The following is a 16,275-nucleotide window of genomic DNA, read 5'->3' as shown; positions in this document are numbered from 1 at the left end:
CAGCGTGATGGAATACGATTATATCATCGTGGGTGGCGGGCCTGCCGGTTGTGTTCTCGCCAATCGTCTGAGCGAAGATGCATCGGTAAAAGTGCTGTTGCTGGAGGCCGGTGGAAGCGACTGGAATCCGCTGTTTCACATGCCTGCCGGCTTTGCCAAGATGACCAAGGGCGTGGCGAGTTGGGGCTGGGAAACCGTCCCACAGAAGCACCTGAAAAACCGTGTGCTTCGATACACGCAGGCGAAAGTCATCGGCGGAGGCTCCAGCATCAATGCGCAGATTTATACGCGCGGCAATGCTGCTGATTACGATCTCTGGGCAGGCGAAGACGGTTGCACCGGCTGGGATTATCGCCATGTGCTGCCCTATTTCAAACGCGCCGAAGACAACCAGCGATTCAACGATGATTTTCATTCCTATGGCGGGCCGCTTGGTGTTTCGATGCCATCCGCACCACTGCCGATCTGCGACGCCTATATCCGTGCCGGGCAGGAACTGGGCATTCCGTATAATCCGGATTTCAACGGTCGCGAACAGGCGGGCGTCGGCTTTTATCAGCTCACGCAACGCAATCGCCGCCGTTCCTCCGCATCGCTTGCCTATCTCGCGCCGATCAAAGATCGCAAGAACCTGACGATCCGCATGAATGCGCCGGTACGCAGTATCGAGCTGGAAAAGACCCGCGTAACCGGGGTCACGCTGATGAGCGGTGAGGTCTTGCGCGCCAACCGCGAGGTGATTGTCTCGTCCGGCGCGATAGGCTCGCCGAAACTCCTGCTGCAATCGGGCATCGGCCCTGCCGATCATCTCAAAAAACTCGGCGTCAATGTGAAACATGATCTGCCGGGTGTGGGCGAAAACTTGCAGGATCATCTTGATCTCTTTGTCATTGCCGAATGTACAGGCGATCACACCTATGATGGCGTGGCAAAGCTGCACCGAACACTGGGCGCGGGGCTGCAATATATTCTGCTGCGCTCCGGTCCGGTGGCGTCGAGCCTCTTTGAAACCGGCGGTTTCTGGTATGCGGACCTGGATGCGCGTTCGCCCGATATTCAGTTTCATCTGGGGCTTGGTTCGGGCATCGAGGCAGGTGTGGAGAGGCTTAAAAATGCAGGCGTGACACTCAATTCCGCCTATCTGCATCCACGTTCGCGCGGAACCGTGCGGCTCGCTTCCAGTGACCCGGCTGCGGCACCGCTGATCGACCCCAATTACTGGAGTGACCCGCATGATCGCAAGATGTCGCTCGAAGGTCTGAAGATCGCGCGCGAAATCATGCAACAGGATGCGTTGAAGCCCTATGTCATGGCCGAGCGTCTGCCGGGACCGAAGGTCGTCAGTGACGACGATCTGTTCGATTATGCCTGTGCCAATGCCAAGACCGATCATCATCCGGTCGGCACCTGCAGGATGGGGACGGATGCGATGGCCGTTGTCGATCTTGATCTGAAAGTGCGGGGGCTCGAAGGCTTGCGGGTTTGCGACAGCTCGATCATGCCACGCGTTCCATCCTGCAACACCAATGCGCCGACCATCATGATCGGCGAAAAGGGTGCGGATATTATTCGTGGCCTTGATCCGCTGCCGCCAGTTCTGTTTTCATGGGAGAAGAACGAGCACAAGCGGCGCGCGCGGATTTAGTCCCCGTCAACGACCGGTTCAAAACGCAAATAGCCCACGACATCCGAGCCCTTTCGGTTCGGATTGTCGGATGGGTGGTTCACGCCGTCATTGACCGGAATGACCTTGAAGTCGAAAGGCGAGACGCCTTCGAGACAGGCGGTATTCACACCGAATTGCTGCGGATTGGATCGGCGCTGGTGGAAGGTGTAAATCCCGCATTTCGAGCAGAAATAGTGCTTAGCCGCACCGGTATTGAACGTGTAAAGCGTGAGCGCATCTTCGCCTTCCAGTATTTCAACCCCATTGAGTTCTGCGGAAACGGCGACGGCCCCGCGCATCCGGCAATAGGAGCAGGTGCAGCGCCGTGCTGTGTGCAGGCCATTGGATAGTTTGACGCGAAAACGCACGGTCCCGCAGTGGCACGCGCCATTGGCTTCCTTGATGTCAGGGTTCATTTTCTCTCCTCGCATTTATACGGAAGCTATTTTGTTTTTTGCCGGTTTACCATCGCTGAAAACCTATTAAATTCGTGACCGGGAATACTTCCGGGAGGGATTTAGCATGGGTGAATTTGCAGTCGTCACGGGCGGAAGCACCGGCATCGGAAGGCATCTCGTTTGTGCTTTTGCCGATGCGGGCTACACGGTGGCCTTCAGCTACAAGCACGATGACGAAGCTGCACAATCGCTCGTCGAAGCCATCGAAGAGGCGGGCGGTCAGGCGCTGGGACTTGGCTGCGATGTTGGAAGACGTGTCGAGGTCGAAGCCTTCTTCGATGAGGTCTGCGACTGGTTCGGTGATGCGCCCGATGTGCTGGTCAACAATGCAGGCATCCAGACCTGGGCACCCTTGCTGGAACTTTCCGAGGATGGTTGGGACGATGTCATCCGCACCAATCTGAAAGGCTGCTTCCTCAATACGCAGGCTGCCGCGAAGCGCATGGTGGAGGCCGACAAGGGCGGCGCCATCGTCAATATCGGATCAGGCTGCAACAAGCTCGCCTTTCCGAAACTGGTTTCCTACACGGCATCGAAGGGCGGCATAGAGCAGTTCACCAAGGCTTCGGCGGTGGAGCTCGGGCCGCACGGCATCCGGGTGAATTGCGTGGCCCCCGGCGCGATCCTCAATGAACGCACAGCAGAAGAACAGCCCGACTATGCCGGCACCTGGGCACGCATCACGCCGCTGCGCAGGGTGGGAACAGCGGAGGACATTTCCGGTCCAGTGCTGTTTCTGGCATCCGATGCAGCACGATTTGTTTCGGGTCAGACGATCTGGGTCGATGGTGGCCTGTTTTCACAGGCCAACTGGCCTTATGAAGGGTAACGGATTGCCAGTATTCTGTAATTTTCGCACCAACTGGACGTTCCTCAATCATATCTACCATCTGCTTTATTGATGGGCAGAAATGCTAGCATTTTATCTCGAAAAATTACTTAATACTCAATTAATACTGCCAATGAATTGCGCTTTTCATATCCTTTGTGTTGGTTACGGTTTACTGGCCTTCATTGGAAGGTAAACAATATGGGAGTAATACAATGCACATTGACCTTAAAGATAAAGTATCAATAGAAGCTCTGACGAAGGGGCTTTCTATCACGCTAACGCGACCAGAGTGCACGGATAGCCACTCCACTCTAGGGTATAATGATAAAAATGGTTCGGGCAACAAGCCTGTATAAAAATTTATTTACAGGGGCGATTATTATCGCCCCTTTCGTTTTTAATGGGAGAGGATATGTTGATGAATGCCGTTCAATCTCAGGCCCCAATTTTTTCGATAAGTGTCGAGTATGCCCGCGATTTTGCCTGCAAAAATTTACGGATCGATGACGCTCCCCTCTCGCTAGCCCATACGCGAGACAAATTGGTAATGGGCAGGTTGACCGAACAAGCTTCCCTCTTGTTTGCCGATCTAATTCCCGAAATCCGGCATCAGCTTGATCATCCATTGGTCGGGATCGTTGCTATTGACGTACCGCAAGTGTCTGAAGATGCCACCGTTGATGCAATCGTAGGTTCCTTGATTGCAGTCTCACTTACACAAGCAATTATGCCGAGCTTACCCGATCGTGAGAACAAAACGCCGTTTTCAATTTTTACTGCGTCAAAAGATAATAGTAAGAAGCTAGATCGCGTAGGTATACGCGGCCTCTCTCCTACTGATGTTCTGGATTTTCATTCTGATGGGTCGATTGTCGATGGCAAACTGTCAGTTCCAGACCACATTTCCATTTTTAATGTGTTTATCAACTACCACGATAGAGGCAACTTTTATTGGGTTCCGACGAGCACAATTTCGAGTTTTTCTCATATCATCGAAAAGGTAGGATTGTCGCAGGAATACTGTTTCAGTCTCACTCCCGCTGTTTATGATAACGGCCAATCTGATGTTAAGGTTGTAGATAGGCGCGCAAGGGCGGCAATTTTTACCCGCGCTCTAGACGGTTCAATTACAACTTTTATGAATGGTACTTTTGAAGGTCGGGCTGGTACTAGCGTCGATCAAGCAGAAGACGTCACCGCTGAAATCAAGACAGCTATTTCGACCAATCCGATCCGTTATTCAATTCCGCAGGAAAGCCGGAGGCTTATCCTTCTCAATAATGCGAACGGGTTTCATGCTCGCGATATTTTTGAAAACCCTATGGAAGAATATCCCGTTACCCGAACATATCTGCGAAGCGCTTCCATTGCTGGTAAAGTTGTTGGTCAGATAGTTGAGGACTGATTTTGCTTCAAAGAGTTTTTAAGTATTTTGAACAGTTAGTTGATTTTCACCATCACGGTCTGCGGGCGCATCAGTCGCGTACTGCGCTCGCACTTTTCTTTGTTCTCATAAAACCGTTTCGGTGGCTGATTGTGGCATCTGCGCTGTCTGGTGCTGCCCTTACGGCGATTGACCTGCTTAGAATGTGGGCTGTGGCGTATATCGTTGATATGGTCGCGCATTCGCCCGAGCTTAATTTAACTTCTGCAACGATCACCTTTTTTGGCTCGTTGATTGTCGCTTATGCGGTAGCTGATCCTGCACTCTGGCTCGTCAATTACATGCTTCGAATGCAGGCGCTTCGATCACAGACAAAATCATCTGCCCTTTGGCAGTCGCACAAGGCTGCTTCTCAACATGGTATGGAATATTTCCATTCGCACCACGCCGGCCAGATTTCCGGGCGTATAGGGCAACTCTCGAATGCAGTGCAATCGGGTATAGAAATTCTAGCTGGTCGTTTCCCACTCGGCTTTGTGCGTTTCGCAGGTTCTGCCGTTCTTATTTCCTATCTTGCTCCTCTATTTGTTGTTCCAGTGTTGATTTGGATTTTACTAAATGGATTGTTAGCGATCTATCTTGTGCCAAAGTTCAATGCTCAAGCTGAAAAAACTTCCGAGACGTCCAGCATCGTAAACGGCGCTATTACAGAATATTTTTCAAATATTCGTGCGATAAAGACCTTATTTGCTTATGATACAGAGAACAGTTTTGTTCTTTCAAGAATTGATAAGCAACACAAAACAAACCTCGATATTAACCGTTTAACAACGATTGCCGGGCTGTTCATTCGTGTGCTGAACACAGGTCTGGTTTCCAGTATTCTCGCATTGGGCTTATACGGATTAGCACAGGGATTGATATCGCCTGGTGAGTTTGTTGCAGGAATTACCTTAGCCGGGGGCATGGCTGCGGATGCTGGTTGGTTTGTAGGGGTGTGGGAAGGACTAACTCAGACATTTGGCACTATCAGAGATGCGCGTTCGACTGTTACGGCAAAACCAATCGTTAAAGACAGCAGTGAGCGCCTACGGGTGTCCAATCCACCACACATTTCATTGCATAACGTCAGTTTCTCTTATGGAATAAAACAAACTTTGAGGAATATCTCGTTTGAGATAGAGGCTGGGCAGAAGGTTGGTATCGTTGGGCCCTCTGGAGCAGGTAAATCTACGCTTATCGATCTAGTGCTGAGACTATACGATGTTGATGCAGGACAGATTGCGCTTGATGGGCAGGATATTCGCTCTGTGAAGATTTCCGAGCTACGAGGCGTCTTTTCAGTCGTTGCGCAAAGCGACGCGCTGTTTCATCGGTCGATAAAAGAAAACATCGCGTTTGGCGCGGAAATCTCCAACAATGCAGCGATAAAGCGTGCAGCCGAGTTAGCAGATGCATCTTCGTTTATTGAAGAGCTAGCCCCGGACGGGAAGGGCTTTGACGTAGTCGTTGGAGAGAGGGGAGCGAGACTTTCGGGTGGTCAACAACAACGCATTTTACTCGCACGCGCCTTCCTACAAAATCGGCCCGTTCTTATTCTTGACGAAGCCACCTCCGCTCTCGATACCAATAGTGAAAGCTTGATTAAGAATGCAATTGCGTCGCTTGACGCAGATACAACTGTTATCGCAGTTGCGCATCGCCTTTCTACCGTCAGAGACTTTGATAAAATCATCGTTCTAGACAATGGTGCTGTCGTGGCAATGGGGCCACACGAAGATCTTATTCAATCCTCTGAGCTTTATCGAGAGTTGTGGATTAAGCAGGCTGGCCTGACGACGATGTAGAATACGCTGTAGCGAGACCAGAGACCGTAGGAAACGCGACGGATTGGGGTAAGCCGGAAGACACCAAAATCAGGGACTTGTATCTGATCTCTAGCACTAAAGCTTTTCAACGAACTAAGGAAATTGAATGGTGATCCCGACAGGAATCGAACCTGTGACCTACAGATTAGGAATCTGTCGCTCTATCCTACTGAGCTACGGGACCAACCGATGAGCATTCGCTGATGATTCCAGCATTGCGAATGCTTTCAGACACATACTGTTTTTCATGCTGGTCGCCAACCCCGCAAAAAGCGGGGCAGGCGGATTTATTCAGCTATCAGGCGGCAAGCGCCGTTTCCGCTACCGCTACGAAATAGCTGACGCCATAGGGAATGGCATCGTCATTGAAGTCATAGGCCGGATGGTGAAGGCCGGGCGTATCGCCATTGCCGAGGAAGATATAGGCGCCGGGACGCGCTTCCAGCATGTAGGAAAAATCTTCCGCCGCCATCATCGGCTCGACACTCTCATCCACTTTGCCTTCGCCCGCCACAGCGCTGGCGACGCGGGCGGCAAACTCCGTCTGCGCATCGTGGTTGTAGGTGACCGGATAATTGTTCTTGTAGCGCACGGTGATTTCCACACCGGTGGCGGCTGCGATACCGGCGGCAGCTTCACGGATACGGCGTTCGGCAAAGGCGCGGGTTTCCTTCTTGAGCGTGCGGACCGTGCCCGACAGCGTCGCCTTTTCCGGGATCACATTATAAGCCTCGCCCGCAATGAACTTCGTCACCGAGATCACAAGTGAATCAAGCGGATCGACATTGCGCGAAACAATGCCCTGAAGGGCGATCATCAGCTGGGAACCTGCCAGAATCGGATCAATGGTGCGATGCGGCTGCGCTGCGTGGCCGCCGCGACCTGTGATGAAGAGATCGAATTCATCCGTCGCTGCCATGATCGGGCCTTTTCGCATCGCGAACTGTCCGACCGGCAGGCCCGGCATATTGTGGATGCCGTAGACTTCCGAAATGTTGAAACGGTCCATCACGCCGTCCTCGACCATGGCGAGGCCACCGGCGCCGCCTTCTTCGGCAGGCTGGAACAGAAGCGCGACCGAGCCGCGGAAATTGCGGGTCTCTGCGAGATATTGCGCTGCGCCCAGCAGCATTGAGGTGTGTCCGTCATGGCCGCAGGAATGCGCCTTGCCGGGATTTTGCGAGACCCATTCGACACCGCTCGTTTCGGTGATGGGCAGGGCATCCATGTCGGCGCGCAGGCCAATTGCCGGGCCATCGCCATGGCGACCCTTGATGATGCCAACCACGCCTGTGCGTCCGACGCCTGTTTCCACAAGATCGCAACCGAAGGATTTCAGCTTGTCTTCGACAAATTGTGCAGTTTCGTGCACTTCATAGAGAAGTTCAGGATTCTGGTGCAGTTTTCGGCGCCATGCGGCAATTTCCGCTTGCGTTTCAACGGCACGATTCAACACTGGCATTTTCTGATGGCTCCCCGGATTGGGCGTGATTTGAAGGAAACAGGATATGACGTTTCGGTGAAAGCGGGCAATCCCTGTTTGCCTTTTCATCGCCACATGGCATAGATAAAGAAAGCGTTAATCTCCCATTATAGAGCAATTCGAACCCGCAGAAGTTGCAGGCTATTTCGATTGGAACTACGGAATGATGTCGAAATCATTGAAAATCTGGTTTGCAGCTGTTGGCTTGTCCGCGACCGCACTGGCGTCCGCCGCCGCTAATCCCTCGATCGCAGTGGATGTGGCAACAGGCAAGGTCTACCAGCAGCAGGAAGCTTTTCAGCGCTGGTATCCCGCTTCCCTGACCAAGATGATGACGGCCTATGTGGCATTCCGTGCGCTTCAGTCGGGCCAGATGACGCTGGATTCGCCGGTGCGCATGACGGTCAACGCCGCCAAGGAACCGCCGAGCAAGATGGGCTACAAGCCGGGATCGGTCATGACGCTCGATACGGCGTTGAAGATCATGCTGGTTAAGTCGGCCAATGATGTTGCGGTGGCCGTTGCCGAGGCCGTGGGCGGAACGGAATCCGGTTTCGTGCAGCGCATGAATGCGGAAGCGCAGCGTATCGGTATGGTCGGCTCGCATTTCGCCAATCCGAACGGCTTGCATAATCCCAATAACTACACAACGGCTCGCGACCTGGCGGTTCTGGCCGTGCAGCTGCGCCGCGAATTTCCGCAATATGCGCATTATTTTGCGACCGAGGCGATCGATCCGGGCGCGGGCAAGAAAGTTCAGGCCAATTACAACATCCTGCTTGGCCGCTATGACGGGGCGGACGGGATGAAGACCGGCTTCGTCTGTGCATCCGGCTTCAATCTTGCAAGTTCGGCCACGCGCAACGGTCGGACCGTGCTGGCAATTGTTCTCGGTGCGGACCGGCAGGAAGCGCGCGCGGTTCAGGCAGCACAGCTGATGACTGACGCTTTCAGGGCAAATGCGAGCGGTGGCGCTACATTGGCGACCTTGCGCCCCGCAGCCGGCGGAAATCTCAATCAGGCCGTCGATATGCGCAAGGCTATCTGCAGCCAGCAGGCCATGGCCGATCGCTGGGACGGTCGCGATGTCGAGGGTAAGCTGAAAATCAATTCGCCTTATATCCATGCGATGGATCGCGATCCGGTTCCGGTTCGCGTCGGTCTGGTTTCCGAACCGGGTTCGACGACCCGCCCGAGCCAGCTCGACATTTCGCAGATTCCGGTGCCAATGCCGCGTCCGCAGCGTTCCGCCGGTGCCAAAACCACCGCGATCAACTGATATGCCGAATCCCATTCCCGTTTCCGTGCTGACCGGTTTTCTTGGTTCAGGCAAGACGACGCTTCTCAACCGGCTTCTGAAAGATCCGGCGCTGAGCGATACGGCGGTCATCATCAACGAGTTCGGCGAGATCAGCATTGATCATCTGCTGGTTGAGCAGGCGAGCGAGGGCGTGATCGAGCTTTCCGACGGCTGCCTGTGCTGCACGGTGCGCGGCGAGCTGGTGGATACGCTGGCCGACCTGATCGACCGGCTCCAGACCGGGCGCATCAAGGCGTTGAAGCGCGTCATCATCGAAACCACCGGGCTCGCCGATCCGGCGCCGGTGCTGCATTCGATCATGGGGCATCCGGTGCTCATGCAGGCTTTCAGGCTGGACGGTGTTCTGGCGACCGTGGATGCCGTCAACGGCATGGCGACGCTCGACAATCACGAGGAAGCCGTCAAGCAGGCGGCAATGGCCGACCGCATCGTGCTGACCAAAACCGATCTGCCGGAAGCGCAGTCAGGACTGGCGGCATTGAAGGCGCGTCTTCATGCGCTCAATCCCGGCGCAGACATTCTGGAAGCTGGTGAACAGCGCACGGGTTATGCGGCGCTTTTTGAATGCGGTCTCTATAATCCGGAAACGAAATCGGCGGACGTGCAGCGCTGGCTCAAGGCGGAAGCCTATGAGGCCGGTTATCATGACCACTCCCATCACGGGCATTCTCATCATGGGCATGACCATGTATGCGGGCCGGATTGCGATCACGACCATCATCACCATGACGATGCGATCCGGTCCTTTTCGCTTCGTCACGATGCGCCGATCCCGCTATCGACCTTCGACATGTTCCTTGATCTTTTGCGCTCGACGCATGGCGAGAAGCTTCTGCGTGTGAAGGGCATCGTGCAGATTGCCGAAGACCCGGATCGCCCTGTCGTGATTCATGGGGTGCAGAAGATATTCCATCCGCCAGCGCGCCTGCCGCAATGGCCGCAGGATAAACGCGAAACGCTTCTGGTGATGATCGTGAAGGATCTGCCGGAAACCTATGTTCGCGAGCTTTTTGATGCGTTTTTGGGGCGTCCTGCGCTCGATAGGCCAGACCGTGCCGCGCTGATGGAAAATCCGCTGGCTATTCCGGGTTTTTCGCCTCGGAGCTGATACTTATTTCTTGCGAATAAGGAAGCGATGCAACGTCCCTTGGTGCTCCTGCGCGACCAGGGCGTGGCCTTCCTGCGTGCAGAAATGCGGGATGTCGATGCCGGACAGCGGATCGGTCGCTTCCACCCAGAGAAGCGCTTCGCTCGGCATTTTTTCCAGACGATTGCGGGTTTTCAAAACCGGAAGGGGGCATTTAAGCCCCCTCAGGTCGTAGACAGGAATGTCATCCTGCAAGGCCATCAGTTCCCGATGATCTTCCACCATGGCTTCTTCGGTTCGGGGGCTGCGACAGCTGCCGGCTGTTCGACATTCTGCGCCACCGTGCTGGCCGTCGTCATCGGTGAGACTTGGGGTGAAACGGACTGAGCAGCCTGCGCTGCAGCCGGGTTTGGCTGTGGTGCGGGCACAGCTGCGGTCTGTGTCGTCGGCTGAGCCGGAACAGCAGCCGGTTGCGGCGTTGCAGCAATGGCTGTCGGCTGTGCGGCTGGCGTTGCCGGGCGAATGTCCGGTGCGCCCGCCTTTTCAGCGGAAGAAGCGGTGAGTGACGGCGGTTCCCGTGTTACCTTTTCGCCGCGTGCACGCGCAGCGCTCCAGGCGGAGACGAGCTTGGCTTCGGCGATGCCCTGAATAGACGGTGCCGGTGCCTTCTGGCTGGCGCTGAATGCCGACTGGTAGGTCTTTTCGTAAGACGCATAGGACATGGCCTCGCCGCCAGCCGATGGCGGGCAGGCGTCCGTTGCGGACAGAGGCTGGCCGTCCGGTGTCGCGACGTTGAACACATAGCGCTTTTCGCAGACATCGACCTTCGGCGGCACCTTGGTGACCTCGAAAGAGTCGTAGCCCTGCTTCAGCATCTTCCAGAAGGAATAATTCGGGTCGCTCTTGTATCGCGCCATGTTGGCAGCTGTCATACGGAACGGAAACGCCTGAATCTGGAAATCGCGCTGGCCGCCCTTGAAGGCGTCGCGACCGAAGGCGTAAATCTCGGCAACCTGTTCGTCGGTCATCGAGTAACAGCCCGACGACGAGCATGCGCCATGCACCATCAGGTGCTGGCCCGTGCGGCCATTGGCGCGGTCATAGGCGTTGGGGAAACCGATGTTGAACGAGAGATAATAGCTCGAATTCGGATTCATCTGGGCGGGGCGGACGTTGTAGAAACCTTCCGGCGCCTGACGGTCACCCTCGATATATTTCGGCCCGAGCTTGCCCGACCATTTGCAGATGTCGTAGGACGCGATCTGGTCGTACTTGCCGTTGTTCTTCTGCTTCCAGACCTCGAGTGTGCCTTCTTCCTTGAAAATGCGTACCATGATTGGCGAGGTGCGGGTCATGCCCTTCGCCTTCATCTTGGCAACGACTTTCTCGGGAAGCGGCTTCTCGGCCCGGAGGCTTAGATCGGATACGGACGAACCCTGACAGCCGGCGAGGAGCGCGGTTGCCATTACGGAGCCTAGAATTGCGGTTCTGATCTTCATGTCGCATCGAGTCTGTTAGAGCTACGCCAGAGACTTTATGAGCAAAAGCCAATTTCCTGAACGTCGAATTTTAAAACCGAAACCTTACGGTATCGTTTATAAATCCTTGCTCAGATAGCTAAAGCGCGTCGCGTTCTATCATATCTTTGCGATGCGCTTTAGCTGTTTATTTTCTGGAGCATGTCGGTTCCGGAAAACCGGTTTCCACTTTTCCGCGACATGCTTTGAAATCCAGCGCGTCGGCAATATGGCCGAATTTGCAGCATGATGCAAATCCGGGAGGCGCGAGGCCTCCCGGACGGGTCTTCTTTTTGTTCTGAACCGCGCATCTTACCCCCGAAAACCGTATTACACTTTTCGGGATGCGCTCCAATTCGCGGTGAAAATCAGATGTTGCGGCCGATTTCGAGGAATTTCTGGCGGCGTTCCTGCTTCAGCGTTTCGCCGTCGATATCCTTCATTGAGCGCAGCGATGCTGTGATGATATCGCCAGCCGCATCGATGACGGCTTCCTTGCCGCGATGCGCGCCACCCATAGGTTCAGGAATGACACCGTCAATGACCTTCAGGTCAAACAGGTCCTGTGCGGTGATACGCATGCTTGAGGCGGCATCCTTGGCGCGGGTGGAATCGTGCCAGAGGATCGACGCAGCACCTTCGGGCGAGATCACCGAATAGATTGAATGCTCAAGCATATAGACGCGGTTTGCAACGGCGATGGCGATTGCGCCACCCGAACCGCCTTCACCGATGATGATCGAGATGACCGGGACGCGCAGCCGGAGGCATTCTGCAGTCGAGCGCGCAATGGCTTCAGCCTGGCCGCGTTCTTCGGCGCTGACACCCGGATAGGCGCCTGCCGTGTCGACGAAAGTGATGAGCGGCAGCTGGAAACGGTCCGCCATTTCCATGATGCGGACGGCCTTGCGATAGCCTTCCGGACGGGCCGAGCCGAAATTGTGCTTCAGGCGCGTCTTGGTGTCGGAACCTTTTTCCTGCCCGATGATCGCAACGGCCTGACCGTTGAAGCGGCCAAAACCAGTCTGGAGAGCTTCGTCATTGGCAAACTTGCGGTCACCGGCGAGCGGAGTGAATTCGGTGAACAGCCGGTCAATATATTCCAGGCAATGCGGACGGTCCGGATGGCGGGCGATCTGCGTCTTCTGCCACGGGGTCAGCTTGCGATAGATGTCCTTCAGCGCATCGGCCGAACGCTTCTCGAGGCGACGAATCTCGTCGCTCATCTCGACGCTGCCTTGTTCCTGTGCGAGCTTCTTCAGCTCCAGAATCTGGCCTTCGAGGTCGGCGACGGGTTTTTCAAAATCGAGATAGTTGTACATCGGGCCTGACTGTTCGTGCGTTTTCCAAAGGGATTAGCGCTATTGCGAGCCTGAAAAAGGCTGTTTTACGGCGCTTTACATATTCACTACTGGCTCATCTTGCAAATTTTCGACTTTCTCATAACCGGACAGAGGCTAATCGGCAAGCGGATGATGCTCGCTGACAAGCTTATGCAGTCTTTCCTCCAGCACATGCGTATAGATTTGCGTCGTTGAAATGTCGGCGTGGCCGAGCAATTGCTGCACGGTACGCAGATCGGCACCGTTCTGCAGCAGATGGCTGGCAAAAGCATGGCGGAGCACGTGCGGTGAAACGGCTGCCGCCGATAATCCTGCCCGTGCGGCAAGCCCCTTCAATTCGCGGGCAAAAACCTGACGCGCCAGGTGGCCGCTTTCCGAAAAAGCCGGAAACAGCCACGGATTGTCGTCGCTGCCAGGCAGGGAATCCCGCAAGGCGAGAAAGCGCTGCAGCGCCTCACGTGCCTTGGGCGAAAGCGGAACCATACGTTCTTTGGAGCCTTTGCCGCGAACCAGCAGGAAGCGGTGGTCGGTGCGCGCAACGCCGACCGGCAGGCCGACAAGTTCGGAAACGCGCATGCCGGTGGCATAAAGTGTTTCAATGAGAGCGTGAAGACGCAGCGCCTTGAAGCGCTCTGCCGGTTCCGCTTCTTCGCTGGTTTCAAGTGCTGCGCGGTCGAGTAGTTTTGTGACGTTCTCAACGCTCATGATTTTCGGCAAAGGCTTCTGCTTTTTCGGCGCATCGACCGTGCCGGTTGGATCGTCCTGCCGATAACCTTCCGAATAGAGAAAGCGGAAGAACTGGCGTAGCGCCGACAGACGTCGGGCTTGCGATGTTGCGGCAAAACCTTCCGTTGCCATGGCATCGATGGCGCTGCGAATATGGTCGGCTCCCGCTTCGGCAAGATTGACGCCTCGGGCCGACAGCGTCTCTGCCACCGCCTCAAGATCGCGCCGGTAGGATTCAAGCGTGTTTTCCGCCGCGCCGCGTTCGGCGCTCATCATTTCCAGAAAGTTCTCGATCGCCAGTGATGCGCGCATTGTCATTCCTGCGGTGTCTGCGGCGATTGGGGCGCCGTATCGGCGGTCTCCGCAGGGGCAGGCTCGGCTGCGGGAGCTGACGGAGGCGCAATCGTGACCGGTTTCAGCTTCGAAGCCGGTATTTCGACGGTGATCTCGCGTGTGTCCGGCTCAACGAAATTGGCAAGTGCATACATCGCGCCATAAACGACGGCGGCGACAAGGGCGAGAAAGAGGACGAGGCGCGTTAGCGTAGGCATTCATCTTTTATGCTGTGGCATTGGGACGAAAGCAAGGAGGAGGAATGAAAGAGGAGACAAGAGCCCAATCATGCAAAAAAGCCTTGCTTGCGGCCATGCACGCCCTGAAAACCAATCAAAGCAATTGACGCCGCCCTGTTTTTCATGTGGAACCGGAGCAAATGGACGAGGTCAATGAGCAGCACGACAAAACAAAACAATCTACATGAGAAAGCGGAGCTGATCCGCGATCTTCTCGGTTCGAAAGTCGTGGTGCTCGTGGGGCTGATGGGTGCAGGCAAATCCACCGTCGGACGCAAGGCTGCAGCCTTGCTCGGCCTGCCGTTTCGCGATGCCGATACGGAGATCGAAGCGGTTTCCCGCATGACCATTCCTGAATTGTTTGAAGCATATGGCGAGGTCGAGTTCCGCGATCTCGAACGTCGCGTCATCATGCGCCTGCTCGAAGACGGACCGATGGTTCTGGCCACCGGCGGCGGGGCCTATATGAATGCCGAAACACGCGCGGCAATCGGTCGTGCAGGTGTTTCCGTCTGGCTCAATGCGGAAATCGATATTCTGATGGAGCGCGTATCGCGCCGCCAGAACCGCCCGCTGCTGAAAAACAGCGATCCGCGCGGCGTCATGCTGCGGCTGATGAATGAACGTTATCCCGTCTATGCGTTGGCCGACCTTCAGCTGATGACGCGGGATGACAAGAAGGAAGTGATCGCTGCCGAACTGCTCGATGTTCTGGCGGATCATCTCGAAAGATTAGAGGCATAATCGGTCCGGTAGAACAAGCCACCGATGTCTTCGCCGCATGTATTGGAGACTACGCATGAACGCGCCTTCCATCGCCCAGGATGTTACGACTGTTCCCGTGTCGCTTGGCAACCGCTCCTACGATATTCTGATCGGCAAGGGGCTGGTGGATCGTGCAGGCGAGGAGTTGGCGAAGCGTCTGAAAGGCGTGCGCGTGGCGGTGGTGACGGACGAAAATGTTGCCAAGGCTCATCTGGAGCGCCTGACAGCAAGCTTCGCCAAGGCCGGTGTCGATGTGACGCCGGTGATTGTTGCACCGGGTGAAAAGTCAAAATCCTTCGGCACGCTGGAAACCGTCACCAATGCCGTACTGGCGGCGCGTCTGGAGCGTGGCGACGCGGTCGTGGCATTTGGCGGCGGTGTGGTTGGCGATCTTTCGGGCTTCGTCGCCGGTATCGTGCGGCGTGGTATGAATTTCGTGCAGATGCCGACCTCGCTCCTGTCGCAGGTGGATTCCTCGGTCGGTGGCAAGACCGGGGTCAACACGGCACACGGTAAAAATCTCGTCGGTGTCTTTTATCAGCCGCAGCTGGTTCTGGCGGATACGGAGGTTCTCGATACGCTGAGCCCGCGTGAATTCCGGGCCGGTTATGCCGAAGTTGCGAAATACGGCCTGATCGACCGTCCGGATTTTTTCGAATGGCTGGAACAGAACTGGCAGGAGGTCTTCTCCGGCGGGGCGGCACGGACGCAAGCCATCGCTGAATCCTGCCGTTGCAAGGCAGCCGTTGTTGCGCGCGACGAGCGCGAAACCGGTGACCGGGCGCTTCTCAATCTCGGCCATACTTTCGGTCACGCGCTGGAAACGGCAACGGGCTACGATTCGACCCGTCTTGTGCATGGTGAAGGTGTGGCTATCGGCATGGCGCTGGCCCATCGCTTTTCGGTCAAGATGAACCTGTGCGGCATCGAGGATGCGGAGCGTGTCGAAGCGCATCTGAAGGCGGTCGGCCTGCCATACAGGCTGTCGGATGTTCCGGGCGGGTTGCCACCGGCGGAAAAGCTGATGGATTATATTGCGCAGGACAAGAAAGTGGCGCGTGGTGCGCTCACCTTCATCCTGACGCGCGGCATCGGCCAGTCCTTTATTGCCAAGGACGTGCCGCCAGCCGCCGTGCTGGGATTTTTGAAAGAACGTCTGGAAACGAAATAATACCAAGTCTCGGTGAGTTTGGCTCATCAAGACTTGGTTAAGCCCGTGCGGCGATTGAGCAACTTCAGGGCGTGATGCGTCA

15 protein-coding genes and 1 tRNA gene are annotated in these 16,275 nt (G+C 55.5%); 8 read left to right on the top strand and 8 right to left on the bottom strand.

Translation table 11 applies throughout. The features are described from left to right. Positions 1-7 precede the first annotated feature (7 nt). Complete coding sequence (locus CES86_RS12260; RefSeq protein WP_094514501.1) at positions 8-1,645, top strand: GMC family oxidoreductase; 1,638 nt, start codon at positions 8-10, stop codon at positions 1,643-1,645. Here the strand turns inward: CES86_RS12260 and CES86_RS12255 are convergent. Next, on the bottom strand, positions 1,642-2,082 hold the full coding sequence (locus tag CES86_RS12255) for a GFA family protein (protein WP_012091090.1): 441 nt from the start codon (positions 2,080-2,082) through the stop codon (positions 1,642-1,644). The two genes, CES86_RS12260 and CES86_RS12255, sit on opposite strands and share 4 nt — an antisense overlap. A gap of 106 nt (positions 2,083-2,188) precedes the next feature. Between CES86_RS12255 and CES86_RS12250 the strand changes: the two genes are divergently transcribed. The 3 genes from CES86_RS12250 (at position 2,189) to CES86_RS12240 (ending at position 6,187) form a co-directional block, all read left to right on the top strand. Beyond that, entirely contained in the window at positions 2,189-2,953 is a 765-nt protein-coding gene (locus CES86_RS12250; protein ID WP_012091091.1) for an SDR family NAD(P)-dependent oxidoreductase, read from the top strand. Positions 2,954-3,368: 415 nt separating this feature from the next. Further along, a complete protein-coding gene (locus CES86_RS12245; RefSeq protein ID WP_040129068.1) occupies positions 3,369-4,361 on the top strand; it encodes a hypothetical protein in 993 nt (330 codons plus the stop codon). 2 nt (positions 4,362-4,363) lie between these two features. Next, entirely contained in the window at positions 4,364-6,187 is a 1,824-nt protein-coding gene (locus CES86_RS12240) for an ABC transporter ATP-binding protein (RefSeq protein WP_094514500.1), read from the top strand. A gap of 128 nt (positions 6,188-6,315) precedes the next feature. On the opposite strand, the gene CES86_RS12235 is transcribed toward CES86_RS12240, so the two are convergent. Both CES86_RS12235 and CES86_RS12230 read right to left on the bottom strand, forming a co-directional pair. Then, a tRNA-Arg gene (locus CES86_RS12235) sits at positions 6,316-6,392 on the bottom strand. Positions 6,393-6,506: 114 nt separating this feature from the next. Beyond that, positions 6,507-7,670, bottom strand: coding sequence for a M20 aminoacylase family protein (locus CES86_RS12230; RefSeq protein ID WP_094514498.1), 1,164 nt, complete (start codon positions 7,668-7,670; stop codon positions 6,507-6,509). A gap of 184 nt (positions 7,671-7,854) precedes the next feature. On the opposite strand from CES86_RS12230, the gene CES86_RS12225 reads away from it, so the two are divergent. Beyond that, positions 7,855-8,970, top strand: coding sequence for a D-alanyl-D-alanine carboxypeptidase family protein (locus CES86_RS12225; RefSeq protein WP_094514497.1), 1,116 nt, complete (start codon positions 7,855-7,857; stop codon positions 8,968-8,970). Position 8,971: 1 nt separating this feature from the next. Further along, positions 8,972-10,120 (top strand): CobW family GTP-binding protein, encoded by a 1,149-nt coding sequence (locus CES86_RS12220; protein WP_094514495.1) that lies wholly within the window; start codon positions 8,972-8,974, stop codon positions 10,118-10,120. 3 nt (positions 10,121-10,123) lie between these two features. On the opposite strand, the gene CES86_RS12215 is transcribed toward CES86_RS12220, so the two are convergent. From CES86_RS12215 to CES86_RS12195, 5 genes are all read right to left on the bottom strand, one after another. After that, positions 10,124-10,381, bottom strand: a complete 258-nt coding sequence (locus CES86_RS12215; protein WP_036596460.1) for a sulfurtransferase TusA family protein — start codon at positions 10,379-10,381, stop codon at positions 10,124-10,126. Then, a complete protein-coding gene (locus CES86_RS12210; protein ID WP_010657620.1) occupies positions 10,360-11,598 on the bottom strand; it encodes a L,D-transpeptidase family protein in 1,239 nt (412 codons plus the stop codon). Before CES86_RS12210 ends, CES86_RS12215 begins: the two co-directional genes overlap by 22 nt. 386 nt (positions 11,599-11,984) lie before the next feature. After that, positions 11,985-12,938 (bottom strand): acetyl-CoA carboxylase carboxyltransferase subunit alpha, encoded by a 954-nt coding sequence (locus CES86_RS12205; RefSeq protein ID WP_010657619.1) that lies wholly within the window; start codon positions 12,936-12,938, stop codon positions 11,985-11,987. A 135-nt stretch (positions 12,939-13,073) separates the two neighbouring features. Continuing rightward, positions 13,074-13,997 (bottom strand): site-specific tyrosine recombinase XerD, encoded by a 924-nt coding sequence (gene xerD / locus CES86_RS12200; protein ID WP_094514494.1) that lies wholly within the window; start codon positions 13,995-13,997, stop codon positions 13,074-13,076. Positions 13,998-13,999: 2 nt separating this feature from the next. Continuing rightward, positions 14,000-14,236 carry a hypothetical protein gene (locus CES86_RS12195; protein ID WP_012091114.1) on the bottom strand — a complete coding sequence of 79 codons (237 nt, stop codon included), beginning with the start codon at positions 14,234-14,236 and terminating at the stop codon, positions 14,000-14,002. 174 nt (positions 14,237-14,410) lie between these two features. On the opposite strand from CES86_RS12195, the gene CES86_RS12190 reads away from it, so the two are divergent. Further along, complete coding sequence (locus CES86_RS12190; protein ID WP_010657616.1) at positions 14,411-15,001, top strand: shikimate kinase; 591 nt, start codon at positions 14,411-14,413, stop codon at positions 14,999-15,001. A 55-nt stretch (positions 15,002-15,056) separates the two neighbouring features. Next, positions 15,057-16,193: a 3-dehydroquinate synthase gene (gene aroB / locus CES86_RS12185; protein WP_012091116.1), complete on the top strand. Its 1,137-nt coding sequence runs from the start codon at positions 15,057-15,059 to the stop codon at positions 16,191-16,193. Positions 16,194-16,275 lie beyond the last annotated feature (82 nt).

The sequence above is a fragment of the Brucella lupini genome, from assembly GCF_002252535.1.
GTDB classification, from domain to species: domain Bacteria; phylum Pseudomonadota; class Alphaproteobacteria; order Rhizobiales; family Rhizobiaceae; genus Brucella; species Brucella anthropi.
The sequence above is the reverse complement of the archived record's forward strand: the minus strand, read 5'-3'. Positions and strand labels throughout refer to the sequence as shown.